Below are 25526 nucleotides of genomic sequence, written 5' to 3'. Positions count from 1 at the left end.
ATTGCCATTGCCATTGGAATTTGGACTCGAGCGTTAGCGAACAGGCGTAGCAATTTAAAAATTGGAATTTATCTTATGATACAACTTATATTTAGCTCCCTTTACAATTTGAGACTTATAAATCCCAACAGAACCTGAAGAAAAATAGGCAATTGTACAGGCAATTGCGATGAAAATTCCGGGTTGAATTCCAAATAATTCCATTCCCATAATCGTGCAGGCGATAGGAGTATGAGTTGCGCCAGAAAATACGGCAACAAATCCTATTCCGGCTAAAAGTGCAATTGGCATTGGAATAATGCCTGATAAAGCACTTCCTAAAGTCGCTCCCACAAAAAACAACGGAGTCACTTCTCCCCCTTTAAAACCGGCACCTAAAGTAAATCCGGTAAATAAAATTTTTAGTAAAAAATCATACCATTGATTTTGGTGTGAGAATGAATCTACAATAACTGGAACGCCTAATCCCGAGAATTTTGTAAAGCCGAAACCTGCAATTGCAATGGCTAAAAAGATTCCGCCAATAAAAGGCCGTAATGGAGGGTATTTGATGTTTTTTGAGAAAAGAGAACCCCAAAAATGCGTGCTTCTGGAGAATAATAAAGCAGCAAAACCGGATAAAACACCAACGATAGCAGTATATACGATATTGTGCAGGCTAATTTCCGGAATATTAGGAATACTATAATGGGTATGTTTTATCTGCCAAAATTCCACAGTAAAATAAGCGGCGTAAGCAACAATAAAAGATAAAATAGCACTTTTGATATTAATTTTGCTGAAGTATAAAACTTCCAAAGCAAAAATGGCACCCGCCAGAGGAGTTCCGAAAACAGAGGCAAATCCGGCACTGATTCCGAGTATAATCAATATTTTTCTTTCGGAATTATCTAAGTTGAAAAGTTTGGTGAATTGATCTGCGATGGCGCCTCCCATTTGTACAGCAGTTCCTTCACGACCTGCAGAACCTCCGAATAAATGAGTGATTAAAGTTCCTAAAAGGACTAAAGGAGCCATTTTAAACGGAATAACTTTCTTTGGATTTTCGTATTCTTCCAGCAATAAATTATTGCCTTTTACGACAGATTCTCCCCAATAATAATAACTGAATCCGACAATTAATCCGCCGAACGGCAATAGCCAGACGATCCAGTCGTGATGAACTCTAAATTGTGTAACCCATTCCAGTGAAACTAAAAAAAACGCTGAAGCAGATCCGGACAACATACCTATCAAAACACAGATCAAAATCCATTTGAAAGTGTTTAGGAATATTTCTTTTAGTTTTTGAGAAGTCATTAATGTATGTAAGGGCAGATTTTTCGCCACGAATTCACGAATTTAGAAAAAAATATCTGTTTTGATATTTTTAAAATATTAATTCGTGAATTTGTGGCGAAAAAAATTACTGAACAACAGCTGTAAATTCAATTTCAACTAGATATTCAGTGGCAACCAGTTTACTGATTTCATAGAAACCGGTTGTAGGTTTTACATCTTTAAAGAAAGCGGAGTGTGCTCTGGCAACTTCTTCAAAAGTCGAAATATTAGTAGTAAAAATTCTTGTTCTAATGACATCTTTCATTCCAACATTCAAATCTTCAAGTACTTTTTCAACACGTTCTAAAATATTATAAGTTTGAGCATAAGCATCATCGGCTTTTACTTTTTCGCCATCAACAATAGCCACAGTACCCGAAACTTCAATAATATTGCCAATTCGTACTGCACGGCAATATCCCATTTTGTCTTCCCATGGTGATCCTGTCAAGATGTTTTCTCTTTTCATTTCTTCTGTTTTTTTGAATTATTTTCATCAATTTTTAAAAACAATTCTGGTTAGTTAATACGGTTGCAATTTATAAAATATGTAACTGAAAAGAGTACAGATTTATTTGAAATCAATCTGTAAAATATTCTTTTTTGTGATATTTAAAGAACAAATTTCGCATCCCTATTCAATTTGGTAGTGCTCAAAAAGGCGAAGTTTGTTTTGCGTTGCTGTTAAGTTTTGCTGCAAAACTTCAATTTTATTAAGCAGATTATAAATAGCATCAATTCCCTCTAGATTTATTTTGAGATCATAATGCATACGAATCATTTTTTCGATGGCTGGCAATTGTTCCTGATGTAAATATTCATCTTCCTCCTGAATAATAATTTCTACTAAACCATAATTATTCAGCTCCGTTATAAAGGTATTTTCAATTTCGTGGTATACGCAAAATTGTTTTATCTGGATTAAGTTTTTACTATTCATGATTTCTTATTTTAGCTAATTCTTCAAATAATTCTTTTTCTTTTTGAGATAATGTGGTTGGTGTTTTGATATTATAAGTAATATATAAATCGCCAAACTGATTCTCTTTTTTGTACACCGGAAATCCCTTTCCTTTTAATTTTACTTTGGTTCCGGTTTGGGTTTCAGCGGGAACTTTTACTTTTACTTTTCCATCAAAAGTATTCACGAAAACTTCGCCTCCTAAAACGGCAGTATATAAATCAAGATCTGCATCAGAATACAAATTGTTTCCTTCTCGTTTAAAGTCTGAATTGTTTTCGATATTAAAGGTGATATACAAATCTCCATTTGGTCCGCCGTTTGCACCTGGTCCGCCATGTCCTGGAATTTTTATAATCTGACCATTTTCAACACCGGCCGGAATTGTAATTCGGATATTTTTACCATTTACAGTTAAACTCTGCTTTTGTGTAGTGTAGGCAGAAGCTAAATCCAATTGTAATTCGGCATTAAAATCCTGTCCACGGTACTTCGATTGTGATCTGGAACTTCCTCCTCCGCCATACATCGAATTGAAAAAATCAGAAAAGTCACTTCCTGAAAAATCTCCGCCAAAGCCGGAAAAGTCCTGATTGCTGCCTTGCTGTTGTTGTCTCGAATATTGTTGTTGATTTGGATCGTAACCTGCTTTTTCAAATTCATCAGCATGTTTCCAGTCTTTTCCGTATTTATCATATTTTTTACGATTTTCTGGATTACTTAAAACTTCGTTGGCTTCGTTGATTTCTTTGAATTTTTTCTCCGCTTCTTTGTCATTCGGGTTCAAATCAGGGTGGTATTTACGAGCCAGTTTTCGATATGCTTTTTTGATTTCGGCTTCAGTCGCTGATTTTGTAACGTCCAATATTTTATAGTAGTCGATATAATCCATTTTATATGTTTTTATAAAATTCAATTAAAGTCTTGAAGTTAGGAATAAGTGCGTAATTATCAAAGTGATATAATTCTTTTTAAATAAAAAATAACGTATTTTTTTTATAGCAGTTGAATTAGTTTGGAATTTGGAATTTTTTAAATTGAACTTTAATTTCAAAGAGTAGTAATTCTTGGCAAGTTTTTTGTTTCCAAAATTTAGCCTAATATATTGTTATAAAAGTCTTAAAGTTAAAGTCAGTAATTAAATTATGCTATTTTTGCTTTGCTATACTATTATTTTATAAAATTATAAAAGCCGATTCGATAAAACTTTTTCAATGAAGCACATTTTATTTTTCATATTATTTTTTACCGCTGTAACAGTATCAGCCCAAACCGAATTTGGAACTAAATTCAAGAGTATTCCTGCTCCAAAGTTTAGTGCAAAACCAAAAAAAATCCCGAAACCTGAAACTTTAGATCCTTCTGCCCCGGAAGCAGAGGTACCGAGTATAAAAACGCCAAGTGTTTATGATAATAATACTATTACGACTAAATCAAAATTTCAGGTAGGAGAGCAAAAAAGTAAATTTACCATGTCTACAGAAACGGACTTTGCTAATCCGGGCGACCGTTATGTAGCTAAAATGGAAAAAGATCTGGATAAAGCTTTAAAAGATGCCGGACTCAGGGAAGGCAGAGGAACATTGGTGAAGAAAAATATTTCTTTAGGAGAGTTTAAAACTAAATCCAATTATCTTATTGTGAAATTCCGTGACTTTGGTGCTATTGATGGTGATTTGGTAAAAGTTTCGTCAAATGATGCGATTATTAGAGATCAGATATTTCTGGATTCTAATTTTAAAGAAGTAAAAATTAATCTCACAATTGGTTTTAATAAATTAGATTTTGAAGCTTTAAATATTGGTTCGCTGGGTGGTAACACTGCTGAGATACAGGTTTATGATGATAAAGGAGCCCTTGTGACCAATGATTATTGGGATAATCTTGCCGCAGGATTTAAAGCGTCGATTCTTGTTACGAAAGAGTGACTTTAAAGTTGCTAAGTTGCTAAGATACTAAGGTTCTAAGTTTTTCTTTTTTGAAGCTAAAATCTTAGAACCTTAGCGACTCAGAACCTCAGAACCTTTTAAAGAAAAAAAAATCAAAATTCCATTTTTCAAATTCGAATATAAAAAGTATTTTTGCGCATGCAACACAACGTACTTATTTTAGATTTCGGATCGCAATATACTCAGCTTATTGCGCGTAGAGTTCGCGAATTAAATATATTCTGCGAAATTTTCCCTTACAATCACTTTCCAAGTGATTTATCACCTTATAAAGCAGTAATTTTAGGAGGAAGCCCATTTTCTGTTCGTGCAGAAGACGCTCCACATCCTGATTTATCTCAAATTCGAGGCAAGCTTCCAATGTTGGCTGTTTGTTACGGAGCGCAATACTTAGCTCACTTTAGCGGGGGAGAAGTAGCAGCTTCGAACACCAGAGAATATGGTAGAGCTAATTTATCTTATATTAAAGAGAATGAAGTTTTCTTTAACGAAGTTTCAGAGAACAGCCAGGTTTGGATGAGTCATAGTGATAGTATCAAAGCTTTACCAACAAATGCAGTGAAATTAGCAAGCACGCATGACGTAGAATATGCAGCTTACAAAATTGAAGGTGAAACAACTTATGCTATTCAATATCACCCTGAAGTTTTCCATTCTACTGATGGATCAAAAATGCTGAAAAACTTTTTAGTAGATATTGCTGAAGTTCCTCAAAACTTTACACCAAACGCTTTCGTTGAAGAAATGGTGGGAGAATTGAAAGAGAAATTAGGTAATGATAAAGTAGTTTTAGGATTATCAGGAGGAGTTGATTCAACTGTAGCAGCAGTTTTATTACACCAGGCAATTGGTAAAAACCTATACTGTATTTTCGTAAATAACGGTTTACTTCGTAAAAACGAATTCCAAAATGTATTAGATCAGTACAAAGGAATGGGATTGAACGTAAAAGGAGTAGATGCAGGAGATCGTTTCTTAGGCGAATTAGCCGGAATTAGTGATCCTGAAACCAAACGTAAAACTATTGGTCGTGTATTTATCGAAGTTTTTGATGATGAATCACATTTGATCGAAGATGTAAAATGGCTGGCGCAAGGAACTATTTATCCTGACGTTATCGAATCGGTTTCTGTAAAAGGACCATCGGCAACAATTAAATCGCACCATAATGTTGGTGGATTGCCAGATTATATGAAATTAAAAATTGTAGAACCACTTAGAATGTTGTTTAAAGACGAAGTTCGTAGAGTTGGTGCTACTTTAGGAATAGATCCTGAATTATTAGGAAGACACCCTTTCCCTGGACCAGGATTATCAATTAGAATTTTAGGAGATATTACTCCTGAGAAAGTACAGATTTTACAAGATGTTGATGCCGTTTTTATTGACGGATTGAAATCTTGGGGATTATATGATAAAGTTTGGCAGGCTGGAGCAATTTTGCTTCCGGTAAATTCTGTTGGTGTGATGGGCGATGAACGTACTTACGAAAAAGTAGTAGCGCTTAGAGCGGTTGAATCAACAGACGGTATGACTGCTGACTGGGTTCATTTACCTTATGACTTCTTGATGAAAGTCTCAAATGACATTATAAATAAGGTAAAAGGCGTGAATCGCGTTGTTTACGATATAAGTTCAAAACCACCTGCAACAATTGAGTGGGAATAGTACTAATTTTCAAATTAAGGCGTTACATTTGTAACGCCTTAATTTTTTAAACCTACTATTTATGAGAGAACTTTTAACGATTTCTCTTGTCTTTATTTTGTCTTTTAACAAAATAATTGCACAAGATTCAATTATTGAACACAAAATTCAAAAAGGGGAGACCGCTTATTTTATTGCCCAAAAATATAAGGTTTCTGTTGATGAAATTTACAAACTCAACCCTGAATCACAAAGCGGAATCCAAGACAATCAAGTTCTTAAAATCCCAGTCCACCCGACAGAGAAACAAAATCAAAAGCAACAAATTACCCACATAGTTGCTGCAAAAGAAACGCTTTACGGTATATCGAAACAATACAAGGTTACGGTTGATGCTATCCAGAACGCAAATCTTGAAATTTTGGACAACGGACTTCAAATTGGTCAGGAATTAGTAATTCCACAAAACGCTGGAGATCTCCCAAAAACTGAAGTTGCAACCTCTTCAAAAGTAAGCCATCAGGTAGTTGCTAAAGAATCATTATTTAGTATTGCCAGACAATACAATGTTTCGGTTCAGGATCTTGAAAACGGGAATAAAGAATTGCTTCAAAACGGATTACAAATTGGTCAGACGATTGCTATTCCAAACAAAAGAAAAACGTTGGATGGAAGAGTTCGTGTTATCAATCAGGAAACCATTTTTCATGTTGTTGAAGCGAAAGAAACGAAATTTTCAATTGCCAAAAAATACGGCATTTCAATTGATCAGTTAGAATCTCAAAACCCTGAAATTGTAAACGGATTGGTTGTTGGCAATAAATTAGCCATTAATACAAAAGAGATTAAGCCCACCAATGAAAGCGAAGAATTGATGTTGGCACTTGCCGAAAAACAAGTTGTGGTAGAAAAAACAAAAGCCAAAACAGTTGAGATTGATGATTTAAAAGACAGGCTTGTTGTTCAGAAAGAAATGAATCAAAAGATCATTAAGATTAATGATTTGAAAGTCAATCTGAATGATATGAATGGTTCTAAGGAAAATTCGGTTGAAAAATTGCGTTTGGTTTTAGAAGCCAATAAAAATGTGCAGGATATTTTGATGGCCAAATTAGATTCGTTAGTCAATACGATGAATAATGATTTAGTTGAATTGAAAAGAATGGATGTTTTGAATGTTGATGAATCGAAACGACTAGAGAAACAATCGTATGAAAGTATTGGGAAAACAAGTGAATTGTCTTCTCAATTAAAAAAGGAATTAGCGGAAAACAGAAAAGCGTATGCAGGTTTAATGAATAAAGTGGAAAAAATCGCTGTCGAAGAAAATCAGGAATACAAGAAGAAAATCCGCGAAAGCGAAAAAAATAATAATATTACTTCATTGCAGCAACGACTTTCTTTAGAAGAAATAAAGCGTTATAAAATTGAGCAGGAGCAAGGTGATGCCCAAAACCAGCTTTTGATTGCCAAAATTGATTCATTGGATACCCAGAAAAAAATTGAGGTAAAACGACATATAAGCAAAGCGAATTATTACAGTATAGAAGCCCGTCAATTTGATGATAAACTGGCTTTGATCAAATTGAAAAAATATCAGGATGAAGCATTAAAAAATCAAAGCAAAACTACTTCTGACCAGGTTTCAAAAACAGTTTCTTTAGAAGAAATGAAGCGGGAACTGAAGGAAAATCCGCTTAAAAATGACAAAACAATTAAAGTGGAAGTTTTTGATAATCTTAAAGAAGTTTCAAATGGCTATTACTTAGTTTTAGGTATATTTACAGACGCGTTACCGAGAGATAAGTTTATTATGAAACTTATTGATTCTGGGGATTTTAATGCTAGTTTTTTCTTTAATATTAACAGCCTTTCGTATTATGTTTATTCAGACAGATACCAAAATATGGAAGAAGTTTTATATAAATGCAAGAAAAAGGAGGAAGATGAGTTATATAAAGACATTATTATTGCAAAGGCAGAAATTGACCTTAGATAATAATTGGATAAAAATTAACAAGTGGCCTGAATCTTGCTTTGATCAAAATTAGTATCTTGTTTTTGAATTAAAAATTAAATTGTTTAAGCCATATTATGAAGTATTATTTTGCCTTATTATCTCTAGTTTTTTTTGTTACTTTTTCTGCCTTTTCGCAGGATAAAGTGATAAAATATACCGTTTCTAGCGGGGAAACTGTTAATCAGATTGCCGTAAAATTTAAAATCACGCCTTACGATATTTATCAGTTAAATCCTGACGCAAGAAATGGAGTGAAACCCAATACGGTTTTATTGATTCCGACGACTGTTAGTAAAGTTACTGCGAATAAAACAGAAACAACTAGCACAAAAGTTGCTGCAAATTCAAAAGAAATAATTCATGAAGTTCAGCCAAAAGAGACTTTTTACAGTATCGAAAAAAAATATGGTGTTTCTGATGAAGCTTTAAAAGCGGCGAATCCTGGGCTTGAAAAAACGGGCGTTCAGATTGGTCAAAAATTAGTAATTCCGGGAAAAGGATCTGCTCCAAAAGCTAGTTCTGCTGCTACAAAAACAACTAAAGGGCCTGAAAAATACATCTATCATGATGTTGTAGCAAAAGAAACGAAGTTTTCGATTGCGAAACAATACAATACTACCGTAGCCGATTTAGAAAAGCGAAATCCGGAAATTGTGTCTAATTTACCAGTTGGATATCGATTGACTATAAAAGGAACCGCTCCTAAAACAGAAAATTCAGCACCAGTGGCTCATGCTGCCAAGCCTGTAGAAGCTCCAAAAAAAGTTACGACTTATATGGAGTATCAGGTAAAGCCAAAAGAGACTTTTTATAGCTTAGGAAGAACGTTTCATATTACTCAGGAAGAATTGACTGAATTGAATCCGTCACTTTCTGAAGGAGTGAAAGAAGGAATGGTTTTAAAAGTTCCGTCTGGATATTTGGCACCAACACCAATTATTGCACAAGCAGTGCCAGTTGAAAAGGCAGATGAGAAACCAATTGCTAATGCAGGTAGTGGTGGTATTTCGGTTTTAGAAAAAGTAAAATCTGAAACGGTTTCTGCAAATCCTGAGGTAGTAGAACTTACTAAAAAAAGAGGGCAGACAGAACGTAAAAAAATGGTTTTGTTATTGCCATTTAATTTAGCTAAAATGCAAAACGATACTACAAGCAGTGCTACTCGTATTAAAAATGATAAGTTTTTGAACATGACACTTGATTTTTATTCAGGTGCTATGATGGCAATTGATTCGGCTAAAACCTTAAAATTACCAATTGATGTTTCTATTTATGATTCAGGAGAAACTAAAACAGCTTCTAATGTTTCAAGTTTAATTGCTCAAAATAAATTGCAGGATGCGAGTGCGGTTATTGGACCATTTTATCAGACTAATGCTGAAACGACAGCTAATTCATTACGCTTGTATAACGTTCCTGTGATCTCGCCATTGTCAAAAGATACCGCGAATCCAATCGATAATTTGTATCAGTCTATACCAACAAACGACGTTGTTAGAAATGCTATTTTTGATTATATGCGTGCTAAAAACGGAAATATTGTAGCAGTCGTAGATAAGAAAAAAGAATCAGTAATTAGTTATATCAAACAAAATCAAAAAGGAGTTGTATTTGCTGCTTTAAGTGAAACCGGAGGTTTAGATGTTGCGAATTTAAAAAGCTTATTATTACCAAATAGAATGAACTATGTGGTAATGGAAACTGGAAATACAGCAATGGTTAAAACGACAATAAAAGCCTTGCTTGATGCCCAAAAATCATGTCAAGTGCAGTTGGTGATTTTAGAACCAAACAGTACACTTGATACGGATGAAATTAGTTTTGAAAATTTAATTAAACTGAAATTAATGTATCCGTCAGTGACGCGCGAAAGTGATGAACAAGGGGTTTTGATTTTTGAAAAAGAATATCGCCTGAAAAATAAGGTAAATCCAAATACCTATGCAACAAGAGGATTTGATGTCACTTTTGATACAATGATGCGTTTGGTACAAGGAAAAACATATCAGGAAACAGCTGATTTAATGACAACAGAACAAGTTGACAATAAATTTCAATATTACAAAAAAGAAGATGGAGGACACGCCAACAAAGGAGTGTACATTTTATATTACGACACAGATTTAACTTTAAAAGTAGCAAACTAATGACATCAAAAGTAACCTATTTAGGTGATTTAAGAACAAAATCAATTCACGTGCAATCAGGAAGCGAAATCATTTCAGATGCACCTCTAGATAATAATGGAAAAGGGGAAGCTTTTTCTCCAACAGATACTGTTGCCAATGCTTTGGCAAGTTGCATGATGACTATTATGGGAATCAAAGCGCGCGATTTGAACGTTGATTTTATTGGTTCGACTGCTGAAGTGACTAAAATAATGAACGCTGAACCAAGAAGAATTGGCGCAATTGAGATTGTTTTTGACATGCAGGGTGTAGAAGATGCAAAAAGCAGAACCATTCTGGAACGTGCTGGAATGACTTGTCCGGTATTTTTAAGTTTAAGTTCAGAAATTGAAAAACGAATTACTTTTAACTGGAAGTAATTTTTACAATTTTATAAAATAAGAAAAGGGTACTTCTAAAAGTACCCTTTTCTCGTTCTAACTAACCAAAATATTTATTCTGAGAATTCTAATTTTTGTAATTTGTTCCAGCCTCCACGCGTGAAATCTGGAATTTCTACCGGAGCAGAACCTTTATCAAGAGAGATTTCGGTTAATGGACCTAAACAAGACCATTCTGCTAAATCGTAAACATCCATATCTAATGGAAGCCCTTTTTGAAGACAGTGGATCAAACGATAATCCATTACGAAATCCATTCCGCCATGACCACCAACTTTTTTAGCCTGTTCTTCTATATTTTTAACGATTGGATGTTTGTATTTTTCCATCAAAGCTTTTTTTACTTCTGCAGGAACAAACGAATGTGCGCTTAATTTTTCATGATTTGGCTTAACGTCGTCACCTAATTCTTTTCCGTCTAAAGCATAACCTTCTAATGGGTATTTGTTTGCAAAACCTTTAGTTCCACTTACCTGATACATTCTGCTGTAAGGACGCGGAGAAGTTACATCATGCTGAATTTGAATTGTTTTTCCGTTTTCGGTACGAATCATAGTCATAGTATGATCTCCGTTTCTGAAATCTTTAATTTCCTTACCTGATTTTTCTTTGATATAAGCAGGGTTTCCAACCGCTTTTGTATCCATAGAAACCAGGAAATTCATTTTGTCACCACGGTGAATATTTAATGCCTGACACGCTGGCCCCATACCATGAGTCGCATAAACATCACCGCGATGCTTAATGTTGTAATCCATTCTCCAGTTGTTCCAGTATTCTCCCCAGAAAGGCTGTAAACCGTGAATGTAAGATCCTTCAGCATGAAGAATTTCTCCAAATAAACCTTGTTGTGCCATATTTAAAGTTGTTAACTCGAAGAAATCGTAAACACAATTTTCAAGTTGCATACAGTGTTTTCTGGTTTTTTCAGAAGTATCAATTAAGTCCCAAATTTCTTTCATAGTCAAAGCACCAGGAACTTCAATAGCCACATGCTTTCCATCTTTCATAGCCTGAACACCTATTTGTGCATGATGTAGCCAATCTGTTGCAACATATACTAAATCTACATTTGGAAGAGCCGTAACTTTTCTCCAGGCATTTTCATCCCCAAAAAATTCCTGAGCTTTTGGAAGTCCGGCTTTTGTTAAAATCTCATTTGCCGATTGTGTATTTTTTTCTAACATATCGCAAAGTGCAACGATTTCAACTCCCGGAATATGTGTCATTCTTTCGACAGCTCCAGGTCCGCGCATACCAAGCCCAATGAAAGCCACACGAACTGTTGGAAGCGGTGCTGTTGCCAAACGCAAAACATCTTGTTGACCTTTTGGACGAGTAGGAGTTTTGGTTTTAATCATTTGTGCTGATGCAATTGTCCATCCGAAGAAAAGACAAAAGACCAAAATGTACTTTAAAATAGTAGTTTTCATGGTTTAATTATTTTTTAATCAATTGTTTAAGGTAAGTTACTAAAATTTATTTCTGGTTTTTTATTGTTTAAAGGTCTGGTATATGTTGTTTTTGGTGTTGTATAATTATTGAAGAAACCTCCGTCTTTTAAATAAAAAGAATCTTTTTCAAGTCCTCCGGCAAAATCCATACGGTATCCTTGTGCACCAGTATTATCTGTAGTAAAACGAGCCGAATTCACCTCGATCCAATTTCCTTTTTCATCGCAAATCCATTGATTATTAAATAAAACGCGACGGGATAAATCACCTTGTTCCGGAACAAAATTTTCTAAAAAAGAATGGAATCTTTTTAGATAAGTATTCGTTTGAGGACGGTTAAAACTAGCAATTAAAAGCCATTTTTTTAATTCCGGAGCAAAAAAGTAAGCCGTATAATTGGTGCTATTGTTGTTTTGTGGAATTCCGTGAAGCAAAAACTTATAAGTCGTTCCTGCTTTCCAATTGTATTTCAAATAACTTTGACCACCTGAACCTTCATTTCCGAATTCACCTGTGTGTACTTTTTCGCCTTTTTTCAGCATTTTAATTTTATGAGAATCTGGAATGCTCTTTGGATCATCTGTCGAAAACGGACTCCAAACTGAGAATAAAATCCTTCTTTCAGTTGGCGAATTTACCTGAATTCCGAAGTAACCTTCTCCAAAACCATTTGCCATAAAATAAGAACCAATTTTGTCCTCGTTTACGGGAACGGTAACTTCGTTATAATACCATTCTGCATTTGTGCTTTCAGGAACCTGATAGTTTAAATGTACTGAAGGACCGCGACGTCCCCAATGATAAAAATTTCCTTCATCATTTGGTACATAAGAGATTTTTCCATCGTAGTCTGTGCTGGAAATAGTAAGGCGGTTAATAGACGGAAAACGATCCCCGCTTTTACTGATTCCTTTTATTCTGATGGCTACATATCCTTCATGATCGATTTTCCAGTTTCCGAGCGTTACTGCTTTTTTAGAAGAAGTAAAATTTACTTTTTTTGATTCTTTGTTTATTGAAAATTCAAGTTCTGCTTTTCCAAAAACTTCCACAGATTCCTCTACAGTAATTTGAAAATTTCCTGCTTTTGAAACTCTAAAATAAGCCGTAAAATATTCCTTTGAATCTGTCCAGTTTTCAATGCCATTATCTGTAATAGTATTGCTTCCGTCAATATGTTTGGAGCTAAAAGCATTCCCGGCCAAAGGAAGCGAAATCTTCATCTGAGGATCTGTATTTCCCTTTTTATTTTCGGCATACGAGCATGACACTAGTAAAGAGAGAATTAAGTAATAGAAATTTTTCATTTTTTGATGGATATATAAGTTTTTTATTTTAAAAATAACCTCTCTAATGAACCAAATTAGAGAGGCTTCAAAAACAAACAATTCTAAAAATAATTATGAGTTTTGAATTAAAGTTCCATTATTAGTATTAAAAAATCATTTTTTTTAGTGATTAAAATTTTTAGTTTGCTTTTGGTATTTCAACGGTTAATTCGTTGTTTTTTAAGTTTAATTCTTCTCGTTTCATTCCTTTGAGAAGAATATTTTTGCCTAACACATTTTCTCCTATTTTATTGCCACTGATTTCTACATTTTTGCAAGCCTCAATTCTGAAGTTATATTTTCCCGGATGCCAGGGCGTGAAAGCAAAACTGCGTGTGATTGTATTGTTTTTAAAACTTAATCCATCTACCGATACAGCATAAAGAATAGGATAATCTGATGGGTTAAAGCTGTTGTTTTCGATTTTTATATTTTTATGAAAAGGGTGTAAAGCATTTGGTTCCGGAATTTCAGGATAAATACTGATAATAGCTTCACAGAATTGATAACTAGATGAATTACATGGAAATCTAAATTCATTGTTCTTAATGGTTATATCTTTTACAGCGCCACTTTCATACCAATAATTGGCATCGCCGGCAATAAGGATGGCGGAACCACTGGTTTCAAATGTGTTGTTTTCAATTATGACCTTACCTGGTGTAGAAATCAAATAACCTCGCGCTCGGTTGCTGCCTACAAAACAATTTGTAATCGTGGCATTTGGAGTCCAGCTTAAGTTTTCTAAAACAAAGCTGGCGTCTATATTAGCTGGAATTTTTTCTTTGAATCTGATGATGAAATGATCTACATCTAAAGGTTCAAAACTTGCCACAGTTCCATAGGAAAATGTATTCATTTCTTTCTTTTGAATAAAACCAACCTTGTCTCCAACAACCGCCCATAATAATCCGTGCGACATATCTTGTCCAAATTTGCATTTTACAGCAAAGTCATCTACTTTTTCTATTACAGGTACATAGGTGCCATGAATGTTAATTGGGTCATCCATTAGTCCTTGTGCATCACAATTGTCGATTATGATTTCGCCCTTGCATCCCATAAAGTGCAGTCCATCATCGTGGCCGCTGAGATAACGATTTTTATGTGGATTGGGAATCATATTTACATTTCGCATTTCTATATTTTCGCAGTATTGAGATAAAATACCCAATCCGGAGGTGTGATATACATTTATATTCTCGAGCTTGGTGTTTTTACTATGAAATAAAAACATTCCGGCATGATCGCGCCTACCATGTCTAAGGATCAGAAAATTTCCAACCTTTGGAGTTTTGGTAAAATTGCCCTGCATTAATACTAATCCGGGTTTTACTTCACTGTATTTTACATTTTTCAGATCACCTTTTACACAACCATTATCGCCGGTGTTTGCTGGAATAATGTGATTTTTATCAAATTCAATTAACCAGGAACCGTCAGATAAAGCCCAGTTTTCGTTTGCATTTTCGCCTATGAAAGTCAATCCTTTTTCATGGATTTTATATGGAGATTGAGCGATATCAATTTTCATTAAAATGTGTTTTTCATCTGCTTCAATAACTTCGCTCTCGGAGGTTAGAGGTACGTCCCAATCGATGTTTACATTCTTTATACTAATGTTTTCTGCATTGTCTAATGTGAATGGCTGAATGTGCCCATGATATACAAAATCAGATTGTTGCGCATCTATGATGATGTTTTTTTTGTCTTTAATAAGTATAGCTAATTTTCGACTGTCGGCATCATAAGTATTGCTCTCATAATAGGTTCTGTAATATTTGGAATCCGGATAGAAGTCATACCGTCCTTTCGGAAAAATTATTTGTACTGATTCGTTTCCTATTCCTTCAATAAGCTGATTGACTTTTGCCGTCAGATTTTCCTTTGTATTAGCAAGAATACCATAATCCTTTACATTAATTCTTTTAACCTTTTCTTGCGCGGCACAAAAGGTCAAAACTGAAAATAAGATGTATGTTATAAAAAGTTTTTGCATAAGTATTTTTATATTATCGGGAAAAAGGAGCTCTCACTTAGTACTTCAATAAAGTCTTTGTTCGTGAAATCAGGATCTTTACTTGATTAGTTCTGTTTGGCAATACATAAAAAGTTTTTGAACTGTTTTTATTTACTCAGCCTTTTGATCGATCCTGTTACATGTTTTTTAGTGTCATCATCCAAAGATGATAAAGCTTTTTCTCCTTCAGAAGGTGCGTATTTAGTCAGACCAATTATACCTCCGGCAATTACATTGTAAGATTGATTTTTGATGCTTTCCTCCATTAATGCTTTATAAGAAACATCACCCGTAGCGGCTAATTTTATAATTGCATTTGTTCTTGAAGTTGTTTTTTTATCGTTTTTAGCAATATCAAGCAAGGTCTTAATTGCTTCCTCTTTAATTTGACTATCTCCTAAATCAATTGCTTTAATGCTAAGCGTTCGTAAATCATCCTGCTTATCTTTTAATCCTGCTAAAAGGATAAGCTGAGCGTCATGGCTTTTATCTTTAGCTGCATATTTTATAGCTTCAATACGGTTGTAATACGTTGGAACATTTTTGTATTGATACAGATAATCAGCTATTTTTTTGTTGTCCTTTACTTGCCCAACTAAGATTTTATCAGGATCAAGATCTACGAAAGTAGGTTGCGATGGAATGTCAAAACTGAAATTCTGTTCTCTTTGATCGATTAAAATTTCTTTTCTGATTTTCGTTCCGTTTACATAATAATCCACTTTTAATGGAAGACTAAAGGTCTGAACGGTACTTTCCTGAACTTGTTTTACTGCAATTGTCGCTTTTCCATTAGAATACCCGTACTCGACATTCAAAATCGGATTCCCGCCTTGGTAATACCATTGATTAAAATAAGGGCTCCAGTCTTTTCCGGTCACTTCTTCCATCGATAGACGCAGTTGGTGAGTTTCTCCCGATTTATAGGCATTTGTTGTCAAATAATGGTTTAGAGATTTGAAAAATGCTTCATCTCCCATTTGATTTTTGATGGCATACAAAATGATAGAACCTTTTGAGTAGCTGATATTGTCAAACATATCATCTTTGTTTTTATAGTGAAAACGAGCTAAAATCTGGCTGTCACCGTTTTTCTGAGAACTCAGATAATTTTGTAATTTTCCATATCTAGATCTGTCTTCTGCATCCTGTCCTTCATCATGTCCGTGCCAAAGAACTTCTCCAAAAGTGGCAAAAGATTCATTCATGGTTAAATTTGACCAGGATTCAGCCGTTACATAATCACCAAACCATTGATGAAAAAGCTCATGAGCTACGGTACTTTCTTCATTATCATCTAATAATTCTCTTTCCGTTTTTTGCACGTAACCACCGTGAACCGTTGCAGAAGTGTTTTCCATTGCACCTCCAAAAAAATCAGTTACAACAATCTGAGAATACTTTGCCCAAGGGTATTCTACACCTAACATTTTGCTGTAGAATTTCATCATATCTGGCGTTTTCCAGAAAATTTGTTTGGCGTATGGCGCATATTTAGGCTCTAAATAATAGCTCACTTCTTTACCATTATAAGTGTCTTTATATACTTTAAAATCTCCAACTGCCATCATAAATAAGTAAGGTGCATTTGGCTGTTCCATTTTCCAGATATCCGTTCTGGTTCCGTTTTTATTGTCTTTTTGAGAAGTCAATTTTCCGTTTGACAATGTTGTATACTTTGAATCCACCGTCATTGCGATTTCAGAAGTTGTTTTTTGATTTGGTTTGTCAATAGTAGGAAACCAGGCCGAAGAAGCTTCTGTTTCACCTTGTGTCCAAATCTGTACCGGTTTGTCTTCTTTTCCGTCAGGATTTACAAAATACAATCCTTTAGAATCCGTAATAGTTTCGCCGCCTTTTGTTTTTAGTTCATTAGGTTTTGCGATGTAATCAATGTAAACAACATATTTTTCAGTGCTTTTATATTTTCTGTTTAAAGTAATAAAAACCTGTTCGTTGTCCTGAGTATATTTTAATGGAATAGTTTTTTTGCCGTCGATGATCGCAATTTCCTTGAATTCCATTCCTTTAGCATCTAATGTAAGCTGATCAGTTTCGTAGAAATGAGGTTTTAAAGTAATCCACTCTTTTCCATTTAAATGACGTTTTCCATAATCAAACGAAACATCTAGTTTAGTGTGTACTAAATCATGCACTTTTAATGCCGTAACGCGGTAAGCAGTTAATTCATCTGCTTTTTTATCTGTAGTTTGTGCTTCCATTTTTTGTCCCATTATGGCAACAAGACTTAAAAAGGTATATTTTAGAAATTGTTTATTCATTTTAGTATATTTTAAAAATTTCAATTTTTGATTTGAAAATTAATCAGTCAGTGTTGTTATATCTAAAATTGGCTTAGGATAATTTTTCGATTTTATTTCATTTTTACAATCCATTGCCATTTTTTCGGTCATATTGTAATGATAGGCTCCGTAACAATCGCCATCGAAATTGCCCACATAAAAGAATCCATAGGAATCAAAAAAATCGGTTAAATCAACTTTACTAACTTCACATGCTGTTTTTATAAAATTGAGTTGGTAAACAGCCGGATTTTCATCGGCTTTTACTTTTAGTTTATCAGCATTGTGAGCCTGTTTTCTAAATGCTTCAAAAAGGTCAGGGTAGAAATCAGGATTTTTGCCTGCTTTTTCGAAGTATAATTGCAGTTGCCAAAAAGGTACAAGAGGTTCAAAACTTCCACCCACTTTTAAATAACTTTCTTTTTTCTCGATAACTTTCTTTCTTGCAGCATCATAGTAGTTGCCTTCTATAAGACGAGATTTAACTCCTAATGATTTGAGAACATACATTGTGAAAACATTATTACTTACTTCACAAAGTCCTCCCCAATTAAAATAGGGTTGCAATTGATGCACATGACCGGTTTCGTGGCTAAATCCCCATGCCGGATCACCCGCTATTACTTTTGCAGGATCAAGTACCATTCCTAATGCATAACCTGATTTACCGCCCATATAAGCTATTCCATCTTCGTCTCTAAACATATAGTAATTGTAGTTTACACGAGCCAATATCCTGTTGTTTGGTACACGATTGTATTTTATTAATCCCATAAGTCGATGCTGGCGATAGATCAAAGTGTCATAACAATTTAGTAATTCCACTCCCTTGTTGAAAGCATATTTTTTTAAATCTGCTTTAGGATAAATGGTTTGAATATACTTTCCTCTGGCATCTATCATAGGATAAATAGTGTTGTCCAAAAGTTTATTCCAATCTTCATTTTTTTGTTTTCCTGAATCAAAAAATCCATTTACTTCGGCATCAATAAAATGAATTTTAATTGCATTTTCCTTTTTAGGTTCTTCAGAATAATAATTGATATAAGCCAAACCATCGAAGTCTTTAACATCTATAATGTTTATACCATTTTTCAAAGGATATGATTTTTTTTCAATTCCCCAATTAGGGTCCTGATCGGGTGCAATTCCTGTAGGTGGCTGTCTGTTCCAATTAGGAATAACTAAATCGATAGTTTTGTTTTTTGCGATATTGTCTACCAGAATTACGTGTTTACCCAGAGGTAAATAAATACCTGTAATGTTTTCATATTTACTGTACCCATCACCAATGGATAACTTTTTTCCTAGGGTTGCTGGCGATAAATAAGCTTTGTAAGTAGCTAATCTATAATTGAAATCATAGTCGCCCTTAAGCATTTGTATGGCTGCATTACGAATTTCTTTATTTTTAATCTTATCTAATTGTTGAGAATTTATGTTCTTTTTTAATTTCGTAGCTAAATTATCTTTAAAAAAAGCTAAATCTTCTTTTACGGAAATAGAGTCTATAGAATTTTGAGCATAACTATTAGAAAGAAAAAATAAAAGGCAAAGTAAAACTAGGTGTTTCATTCGGGTTGGTTTTTATTAGCTGTAGTTAGTTTAGTCGGTAATTGATTATGTACTCAGTAGTTTTTTATAATTTTTCAATGATTCTGACTTCGCCATCTTTTTCATCTTCGCTTAAAATGTTTGATTGTTTTTTGGTGTACATTTCCAAACTCCATTGAACAATTTTATTTGCCGAATATAATTCTGCCTGCTTTCTAAGCCATTCTTCTGCTTGTTTTGAAGAAGCAGTTTTTTCGATAGCCCAAGCCGAAACCAGTTGGTTAGCCGGTAAAAAGTTCATAACTGTATTATCAATTTTTGGATTGAAAGCAACGATTTTTTCTAAAGATTTGTTTGCCGTTTCAGTATCGCCAAGGCTAGTATAACATTGGTAATCTAACCAGTTTTCCAGTCTTTCATCAATATCTTCCTGATATGGTTTTCCAACACCTAAATTTTCAGGCCATAATTTTGCTTCGCTAATAAATTGAAGTGCTTTTTTATACTGCTTATTTTTCATTTGTGCCAAAGCCTGCATCATTTTAGCTTCATGATACAATTGCCTTCCGCTTGTTGCTCCTTCAAAAGGAAGGATTTTCAGTTTCGTTAAAAAGGCATCTGCTTCAGCGTATTTTTTATTTAATAAAAGCGTTTTTCCATATAACATTCCCACTACATAATTTTCGGTGTGGCGTTTGTAAAAGGGTTCTATAGTCGCTAATGCTTTGTCATTTTGTTTTTGAATGATATAATGTTCAGCCAATAATTTAGGATATCTCCAGCTTTGAGCATCTAATTTAATTGCTTGTTGAAGGCTAGTAATTACCAATTGAGAATCATCTTTGAACAATGAAGCTTTAGAAGCATAAAAAGCAGGGTCATTCGGTTTTGCACCACATTGTAAAAACAATGCTGCCGCTTTTGAAATATTGTTGCGATTCCATTCGATCAAAGCCAAATGATATTTCAATTGCCATTGCTCATTCGTCTTGATCAGTTTTTCAAGAATTTCAGCAGTTTCGCCACGGAAAGGGAAACTAATTCCGGGTTGAATTTTGCTCAAATCAACTGCTTTGTTTTCTAAAAATGATTTCCAATATATTATTTCAGCACTTGGAGCCGCCACCGTAAAAACTTTTACAGCTTCGTCCGTGCGGCCCAGATGCTGATACCAAATACCTAATTCAAGATAAGTCTGCTCTGGCATTTCATTTTGAATTAATGAAGTGAAATCTGATTTTGAAGCATTTGAATTGCTCCAAAGGAATTTTTCAAAGCCAACAAAATGATTTAAAGGATCGACTTCATTAATTTTATCTAAGATCGAATGTGCTTTTTCAGATTTGTTTTGAAGACGATAGATTACTGCTAACAATTGTAAACCTTCCAGATTATTCTGATTGTTTAACAAGCTCTTCTCAGCATATTCAATTGCTTTCGTCTGATCGTTTTCTGCAAAATAAATTTTACTCAAAGCGGTGTAAGCAGGGCTGCGATATTCAACGCTTGCAGCAGCAATATCAAAACCATCTTTTGCATCTGTTGTATTACCTAAATGAAGATTTGCAATTCCATAGTAATAGTTTACCGCAGGATTATAAGTGTCAATTGCTAGTGCTTTGCTCGCAGTTATAATTGCTTCTTTGTATTCTAATTTTCTGATTTGCAAACCGGCTAAATCAGAAAGAGCAGGAGCGTAGTTTGGGTCTTTTTTAAGACAGTCATTTAAGAATTCTTCGGCTTTTATGTAGTCTTTAAAACTGATATAATTTTTCCCTTGTAGATATAAACCGTAAATCGAATTATTATCAAAATCTTTAGGAACTTCTAATGGTCGTGCCAGATTTCCATCTTCGGGAGCTGAATTCCAAACTAGTTTATTACCGCCTAAAACCAGTTTTAATTTGTTTGGATCAACAGCTACTTGAATCGAATCTTTGAATAATTGCAGCGTATTTAAAGCTACATCTTTAGAATACACTTTTTTGCCATTATCAAAAACTTCTAATTTTTCATTTAGTTTTTGAAGAGGAGAAAGATATATTTTCAGCCATCCATTTTCATTTTTAACATTAACAGCGCCGTAATTATTCGCTTTTACAAAACCTTTTGTTTGTTTTACCGGAAACCAATATTCTGTCCAGGCATCTGTTTGATAAGGTGCAAATGAACGTTGCTTGAAAGGGGTTAAATTACTGCCTTCGCTCGCCTGATTGAACAATCTTCCACTTTGTACTTCAACATATTGTCCATCAGTATCAGTTAATAATTTTTCCCAGATCATACCTTGTTGGGATAATCCCCAAATCCATATTTTTTTGCCGGGTTTATCATCGTGATTACCATATCTTCCCATTCCGAAATCTTCGTCATGGTAGTATCCTCCAAAGAAATCATTGTATTTACCAAAAACATGATACGATTTATAACCTCCAAAATCATTGTTTTTGTAAAAGGATAAATCTTTTCCGTTTTTCTTGTCAATTGGCCACGCATTATGTTCGCCATTGTGTCCAATGTAACTTTGTCCCGGATAGATAAATTGTAAACTTTGTGATGCCTTAATTCCAGTATTCATCCAGGTGTAATAAGGCTGTTCAAATTCAGTTGAGTTGAACCAAAAGGAATTTGTCGTAAAATAGGCTTTGTCTTTTGGTAAATTAATGTCTAATTTCCATGAAGTACGTGTCAGTAAATCTAAAACACCAATTACGCAGCTGATACTTCCGTCTTCTCTTGTTATGATTTTGTAATCAACAGGAGTTGCGCAATTAGGAGTATGACCTATAATTCCGTAATTTCCTTCAACACCACCGCTTGTCCATGGACCGCGCATGGCAATATCTCTAAATTTGATTACGTGATTATTGTAAATAAAATCTTTTCCAGTTGATTTTTCAACAGCCGACCAAACTTTTCCTCCAATTTCAGGAAGAATCATCAGTTTAATATAATCGTTTTCTATCTCAATTACTTTCCATTCTTTTTGAATTGGTTTATCTGTAAATCCATCAAAGCGGAAATAAGGATACACTTTTGTATCTGGTTTTGGAACTGGGTCCGGATCTGAAAAAGGATAGGTTGTAAAGACTTTTTTATATTCCTTATAGGTTGGTTTATTTTGTGCAGTGACAAACAGGCTCCCAAACAGTAAAATCGATAAGAAAGGTTTAAGTGTCATATGGAAAGCTATTTAGCGTGGTTTTGTATTTTATGAAGTCCCAGCGGGACGTTATATTTATAGAATTATTGTTTGTTTCAAATGAACCCCATCGGGGTGGCATTTATTACATGTCGCTCCGTTGGAGCTTTTTACCAAACGTATAATTTGGCTATAAATATGACGCTCCGCTGGAGCTTTAAACTTATTTAACAATCAACAACCATCCTTTTCCTTTACTTACTGGCAATTCGTCTTTTGTAGTAAAAGTTTGAGCAGGTTGGAAATTCGCAACTTCTGGAGCTGTTATTGTAGCTTTTGAAGGATCTATCCCTAGTTTTTTCCAGTCGATGCTTAATTTTACTTTTACATCGGTATCTGCCCAGCTTGCAATTGATATTAAGGTTGAACCATTCTTTTTATAAACAGTTGCCAATACTTTTTCGTTGTTTGTTTTTACCGGACAATTTTCACTCCAGTATCCAATCATTTCAGAACCTTTAATTCCGAAAGTATCCCACAATTTCCAGATTGGTCTTGGATCAGCATTATGACTCCAAGGCATTCTGTTTGTCATTCCGTAAACCATTCCTCTCCATGGATTTCCTCCATCTTGCAGCATTTCACCCATCAATCCAAAAGGAATTCCGCTTACTTCCGTTAAGAAAAAGTCAGGTTGATTTTTTTCGTAATCAAAATATTCTCCAAACCATAATTTATTGATGTACGGAAAGTGTTCCATGTATAAATTGGCGCTGTTATTAAATCCGTCACTTTTGTTATACTGATTTGCACTGTGTAAATCGATAATTCCAGGATGTCCGTCTTTAGTTAAAACTCTTTTGATACGTTTCATTGTGATTCTGTCAAAAGCAACATCATCAAGATAAATTCCGTCGATACCAACGTTTTGCGTTAACCAATTCATTCCTTCAACATAATAATTGTGCCAACGGTTCATGCCGCTGTTTACGATTGCAGCATCTTTAATTTCAGGTACAAACCAGGCTGCGATATAATCGTCGCCAACATGTTCCTGCAACCATGAGAATCCACCGCCTTTTCCTGGAGAGTAGATTTCGTGGCCTAAACTTCTTAGAGCAAATGTCTCATAAGCTTTGTTTGAAACTTCTCTAACCGTATTGTAAATTTTTACTTTTAATCCTTTTTCGTGCGCTTCATCGATATAACTTTTCATCTTTTTAAATTCAATAAAAGGATAATTGATATATGGATTAATTGCATTTGCGTGGTGAATATTAATTACCGTAGCACCAGTTTTAGCAATGGTATCGATTGGACTGTATTTGTGATAGAATTTAGTATTCCATTGAAAGTCTGTGTTTAATGCATGGAAAGGTGTGATTAATAAATTGAAGTTATAGTATAATACATCTCCTTTTTTAACGGTACGTGCTCCACTATAAGCATTTACCAAAACTGATTTTTGGTTTGGTGTTATTGTGATTCCACCTTTGTTATCATTACCCCATGAAGTTGGTAATAATAATGGTTTCTGTAAATAGAAATTGGTGTTTAACGGACGGCTGTATTTTTCATCTCTCAAAGAAAATTGCAAACCAGAATTTACATTTCCAATCCAGGCTCCGTCCTGGCTTTTATGAGCGACATCCCATTTCCAATCAAAATTTTCAGGACGATTCCCACCTTTTTGACCTAATCCCATCATATATTTTGCTGATGAAGACTGCATTGGTAAATGAAAATTAATATCATTAAAAGTAGCATCTTCAAGAGCCGTAATTTTAACAGTATAATGTACAAAACCATCAAATTCAATAGAAGCATTTACATCCATTTGAAGCGATTTCGAAGTAGAAACACTTTCCCATGCTACAGTTCCAGCTTCTTTTTTAAGGAATTTAAGTCCTGTATTTTTCCACTGTAATGATTCTTTTCCAGCACCATCTACAAAATGAAATGCAATTGGAGCAGTCAAAATATCATTGGCTTTTGTTCCGATAACAGTCATTTCAGGTGTGAAGAAAGTCTGAATTTGAGCAGGGAAACCATCAGATCCTAAAATTAATTTTCTACCTAATAAAGAGATTTCAGAACCTTTTATTTCTAATGGAGTATAAGGCGCAATCACAGTATTTTCCTGAGCTAAAGTGGAGTTTAACCATTTCAGACGTGTCATTTTTTCTGGACTATCTATTCCGCCATTTTTAGTAACTTCATTTGTTACTTTTATCTGAAGTGTAATTTCTTTTGATTTTCCGTCAGCAACAACCGTAGCTTTTCCTGTGTATGTTCCTGCGGCAGCAGTTTCCGGTACATCAATACCGCACCACATAGCCTGAACTTTTCCTTTTGAAACAGAAACAGTAGCAGCAAAATTAGAGGCGTCATAACGAGTACCATCTGTATTGATACAATTGATGTTTTTTGCTGAAATTACAGCACCACTTTCATTTTTTAAATCTGAAAACTGAACTTTTACATTGCTTAAATTTTCTAAGGCATAAACTCCTAATTGAAAAGCTAAATATTCACCTTTCATAGCAGTATCCGCAAAACTGTTTTGAACTCCTTTTTGAATCCATCTTTGAGGCAAATCATTTTTCATTCGGATAGAATACAATCTGTCTTCCGGAAAAACTAAAAAGGAATTATCACTGTTTTTTGCAATGATGTCTTTGGTTTCTGCTGCAGTTGCAATGACTTCCATTGGGTAAAAACTATTGAAAGCATTTACACTCTGAATTTCTTTAACTGTGCAATTATCTTTTAAATTCTTTTTGATTTTAGACAACCATGCTGCATCAGCTTTACTTTCCGGTTTTGCATAAACTCCTTTAGGATAATTAGCATCTCCTTCATCTATATAAGGCATATAATAAACGTAATACTTACCTTTTCCTGAAACTGGCTCAAAGTAAATTGTACCATTTTCTCTATTGATGTTTTCTGTTTTTGTGTTTAGAACTTCTTTTCCGTTCGCATCCTGAACAATGATTTTTTTAAGCTCCGGGTTTTCATCTCTTCTGCGCCATTCAATAGTGGTTTTGGCAACATTGTCTTTTCCGGTAAATTCAACAACAACGCGATGGTTTCCTAACAAATTAGGATTCCAGCTGTCATTTCCATCTGAATATTTTATTTGTTGTGCAGCCAATGAGATACTGAAAATGCAAAGGCACATAATCAATACTTTACTTAAAAGAGGTCTGTTTTTTAGGTTTAGTTTCATTTTTTTGATGTTCAGGTTAAAAGGGTA

General features: G+C 34.3%; 16 protein-coding genes. 5 read left to right on the top strand and 11 right to left on the bottom strand.

Going from position 1 to position 25526, the window contains the following annotated elements; all coding sequences use genetic code 11:
• Positions 1-54 precede the first annotated feature (54 nt).
• The 4 genes from BUA98_RS09910 to BUA98_RS09895 all read right to left on the bottom strand — a co-directional run bounded on the left by BUA98_RS09910 (position 55) and on the right by BUA98_RS09895 (position 3173).
• Positions 55-1299 carry a voltage-gated chloride channel family protein gene (locus BUA98_RS09910; protein WP_072971682.1) on the bottom strand — a complete coding sequence of 415 codons (1245 nt, stop codon included), beginning with the start codon at positions 1297-1299 and terminating at the stop codon, positions 55-57.
• A 106-nt stretch (positions 1300-1405) separates the two neighbouring features.
• Positions 1406-1789, bottom strand: a complete 384-nt coding sequence (locus BUA98_RS09905; RefSeq protein ID WP_072971679.1) for a RidA family protein — start codon at positions 1787-1789, stop codon at positions 1406-1408.
• A gap of 165 nt (positions 1790-1954) precedes the next feature.
• Positions 1955-2260, bottom strand: a complete 306-nt coding sequence (locus tag BUA98_RS09900) for a chaperone modulator CbpM (RefSeq protein WP_086065223.1) — start codon at positions 2258-2260, stop codon at positions 1955-1957.
• Complete coding sequence (locus BUA98_RS09895) at positions 2253-3173, bottom strand: DnaJ C-terminal domain-containing protein (protein WP_072971673.1); 921 nt, start codon at positions 3171-3173, stop codon at positions 2253-2255. Before BUA98_RS09895 ends, BUA98_RS09900 begins: the two co-directional genes overlap by 8 nt.
• 322 nt (positions 3174-3495) lie before the next feature.
• On the opposite strand from BUA98_RS09895, the gene BUA98_RS09890 reads away from it, so the two are divergent.
• From BUA98_RS09890 to BUA98_RS09870, 5 genes are all read left to right on the top strand, one after another.
• A complete protein-coding gene (locus tag BUA98_RS09890; RefSeq protein ID WP_072971670.1) occupies positions 3496-4209 on the top strand; it encodes a hypothetical protein in 714 nt (237 codons plus the stop codon).
• Between the two features lie 159 nt (positions 4210-4368).
• Entirely contained in the window at positions 4369-5898 is a 1530-nt protein-coding gene (gene guaA, locus BUA98_RS09885; protein WP_072971666.1) for a glutamine-hydrolyzing GMP synthase, read from the top strand.
• A 61-nt stretch (positions 5899-5959) separates the two neighbouring features.
• Entirely contained in the window at positions 5960-7876 is a 1917-nt protein-coding gene (locus BUA98_RS09880) for a lytic transglycosylase (protein WP_072971663.1), read from the top strand.
• A 95-nt stretch (positions 7877-7971) separates the two neighbouring features.
• Complete coding sequence (locus tag BUA98_RS09875; protein WP_072971660.1) at positions 7972-10044, top strand: LysM peptidoglycan-binding domain-containing protein; 2073 nt, start codon at positions 7972-7974, stop codon at positions 10042-10044.
• Entirely contained in the window at positions 10044-10445 is a 402-nt protein-coding gene (locus BUA98_RS09870; RefSeq protein WP_072971657.1) for an OsmC family protein, read from the top strand. The genes BUA98_RS09875 and BUA98_RS09870 overlap by 1 nt, the downstream gene beginning before the upstream one ends.
• A 74-nt stretch (positions 10446-10519) precedes the next feature.
• Here the strand turns inward: BUA98_RS09870 and BUA98_RS09865 are convergent, their stop codons facing one another.
• From BUA98_RS09865 to BUA98_RS09835, 7 genes are all read right to left on the bottom strand, one after another.
• Entirely contained in the window at positions 10520-11899 is a 1380-nt protein-coding gene (locus BUA98_RS09865) for a Gfo/Idh/MocA family protein (RefSeq protein WP_099049340.1), read from the bottom strand.
• Between the two features lie 26 nt (positions 11900-11925).
• The gene (locus BUA98_RS09860) at positions 11926-13227 is read right to left on the bottom strand and encodes a DUF3472 domain-containing protein (protein ID WP_072971654.1); all 1302 of its coding nucleotides are present in this window, start codon (positions 13225-13227) and stop codon (positions 11926-11928) included.
• Positions 13228-13387: 160 nt separating this feature from the next.
• Positions 13388-15247 (bottom strand): alpha-1,3-galactosidase-related protein, encoded by a 1860-nt coding sequence (locus tag BUA98_RS09855; RefSeq protein WP_072971651.1) that lies wholly within the window; start codon positions 15245-15247, stop codon positions 13388-13390.
• A gap of 128 nt (positions 15248-15375) precedes the next feature.
• Positions 15376-17550 carry a M1 family metallopeptidase gene (locus BUA98_RS09850; protein ID WP_072971646.1) on the bottom strand — a complete coding sequence of 725 codons (2175 nt, stop codon included), beginning with the start codon at positions 17548-17550 and terminating at the stop codon, positions 15376-15378.
• A gap of 39 nt (positions 17551-17589) precedes the next feature.
• Positions 17590-19146 carry a M60 family metallopeptidase gene (locus tag BUA98_RS09845; RefSeq protein ID WP_072971643.1) on the bottom strand — a complete coding sequence of 519 codons (1557 nt, stop codon included), beginning with the start codon at positions 19144-19146 and terminating at the stop codon, positions 17590-17592.
• 64 nt (positions 19147-19210) lie between these two features.
• The gene (locus tag BUA98_RS09840) at positions 19211-22306 is read right to left on the bottom strand and encodes a DUF5107 domain-containing protein (protein ID WP_072971640.1); all 3096 of its coding nucleotides are present in this window, start codon (positions 22304-22306) and stop codon (positions 19211-19213) included.
• Positions 22307-22490: 184 nt separating this feature from the next.
• Entirely contained in the window at positions 22491-25499 is a 3009-nt protein-coding gene (locus BUA98_RS09835) for a glycoside hydrolase domain-containing protein (RefSeq protein ID WP_244279187.1), read from the bottom strand.
• Positions 25500-25526: the final 27 nt, after the last annotated feature.

Source organism: Flavobacterium saccharophilum, from assembly GCF_900142735.1.
Taxonomy (GTDB): Bacteria; Bacteroidota; Bacteroidia; order Flavobacteriales; family Flavobacteriaceae; genus Flavobacterium; species Flavobacterium saccharophilum.
Note: the sequence above shows the minus strand (reverse complement) of the source record. Positions and strands in the feature narration are given on the sequence as shown.

Excerpts from the sequence above, each read along its gene's own strand:
- guaA (WP_072971666.1), top strand. The coding sequence starts at position 4,369 with ATGCAACACAACGTACTTATTTTAGATTTCGGATCGCAATATACTCAG.
- BUA98_RS09900 (WP_086065223.1), bottom strand. The coding sequence starts at position 2,260 with ATGAATAGTAAAAACTTAATCCAGATAAAACAATTTTGCGTATACCAC.
- BUA98_RS09865 (WP_099049340.1), bottom strand. The coding sequence starts at position 11,899 with ATGAAAACTACTATTTTAAAGTACATTTTGGTCTTTTGTCTTTTCTTC.
- BUA98_RS09850 (WP_072971646.1), bottom strand. The coding sequence starts at position 17,550 with ATGAATAAACAATTTCTAAAATATACCTTTTTAAGTCTTGTTGCCATA.
- BUA98_RS09875 (WP_072971660.1), top strand. The coding sequence starts at position 7,972 with ATGAAGTATTATTTTGCCTTATTATCTCTAGTTTTTTTTGTTACTTTT.
- BUA98_RS09880 (WP_072971663.1), top strand. The coding sequence starts at position 5,960 with ATGAGAGAACTTTTAACGATTTCTCTTGTCTTTATTTTGTCTTTTAAC.
- BUA98_RS09840 (WP_072971640.1), bottom strand. The coding sequence starts at position 22,306 with ATGACACTTAAACCTTTCTTATCGATTTTACTGTTTGGGAGCCTGTTT.
- BUA98_RS09855 (WP_072971651.1), bottom strand. The coding sequence starts at position 15,247 with ATGCAAAAACTTTTTATAACATACATCTTATTTTCAGTTTTGACCTTT.
- BUA98_RS09890 (WP_072971670.1), top strand. The coding sequence starts at position 3,496 with ATGAAGCACATTTTATTTTTCATATTATTTTTTACCGCTGTAACAGTA.
- BUA98_RS09910 (WP_072971682.1), bottom strand. The coding sequence starts at position 1,299 with ATGACTTCTCAAAAACTAAAAGAAATATTCCTAAACACTTTCAAATGG.
- BUA98_RS09905 (WP_072971679.1), bottom strand. The coding sequence starts at position 1,789 with ATGAAAAGAGAAAACATCTTGACAGGATCACCATGGGAAGACAAAATG.
- BUA98_RS09860 (WP_072971654.1), bottom strand. The coding sequence starts at position 13,227 with ATGAAAAATTTCTATTACTTAATTCTCTCTTTACTAGTGTCATGCTCG.
- BUA98_RS09870 (WP_072971657.1), top strand. The coding sequence starts at position 10,044 with ATGACATCAAAAGTAACCTATTTAGGTGATTTAAGAACAAAATCAATT.
- BUA98_RS09835 (WP_244279187.1), bottom strand. The coding sequence starts at position 25,499 with ATGAAACTAAACCTAAAAAACAGACCTCTTTTAAGTAAAGTATTGATT.
- BUA98_RS09895 (WP_072971673.1), bottom strand. The coding sequence starts at position 3,173 with ATGGATTATATCGACTACTATAAAATATTGGACGTTACAAAATCAGCG.
- BUA98_RS09845 (WP_072971643.1), bottom strand. The coding sequence starts at position 19,146 with ATGAAACACCTAGTTTTACTTTGCCTTTTATTTTTTCTTTCTAATAGT.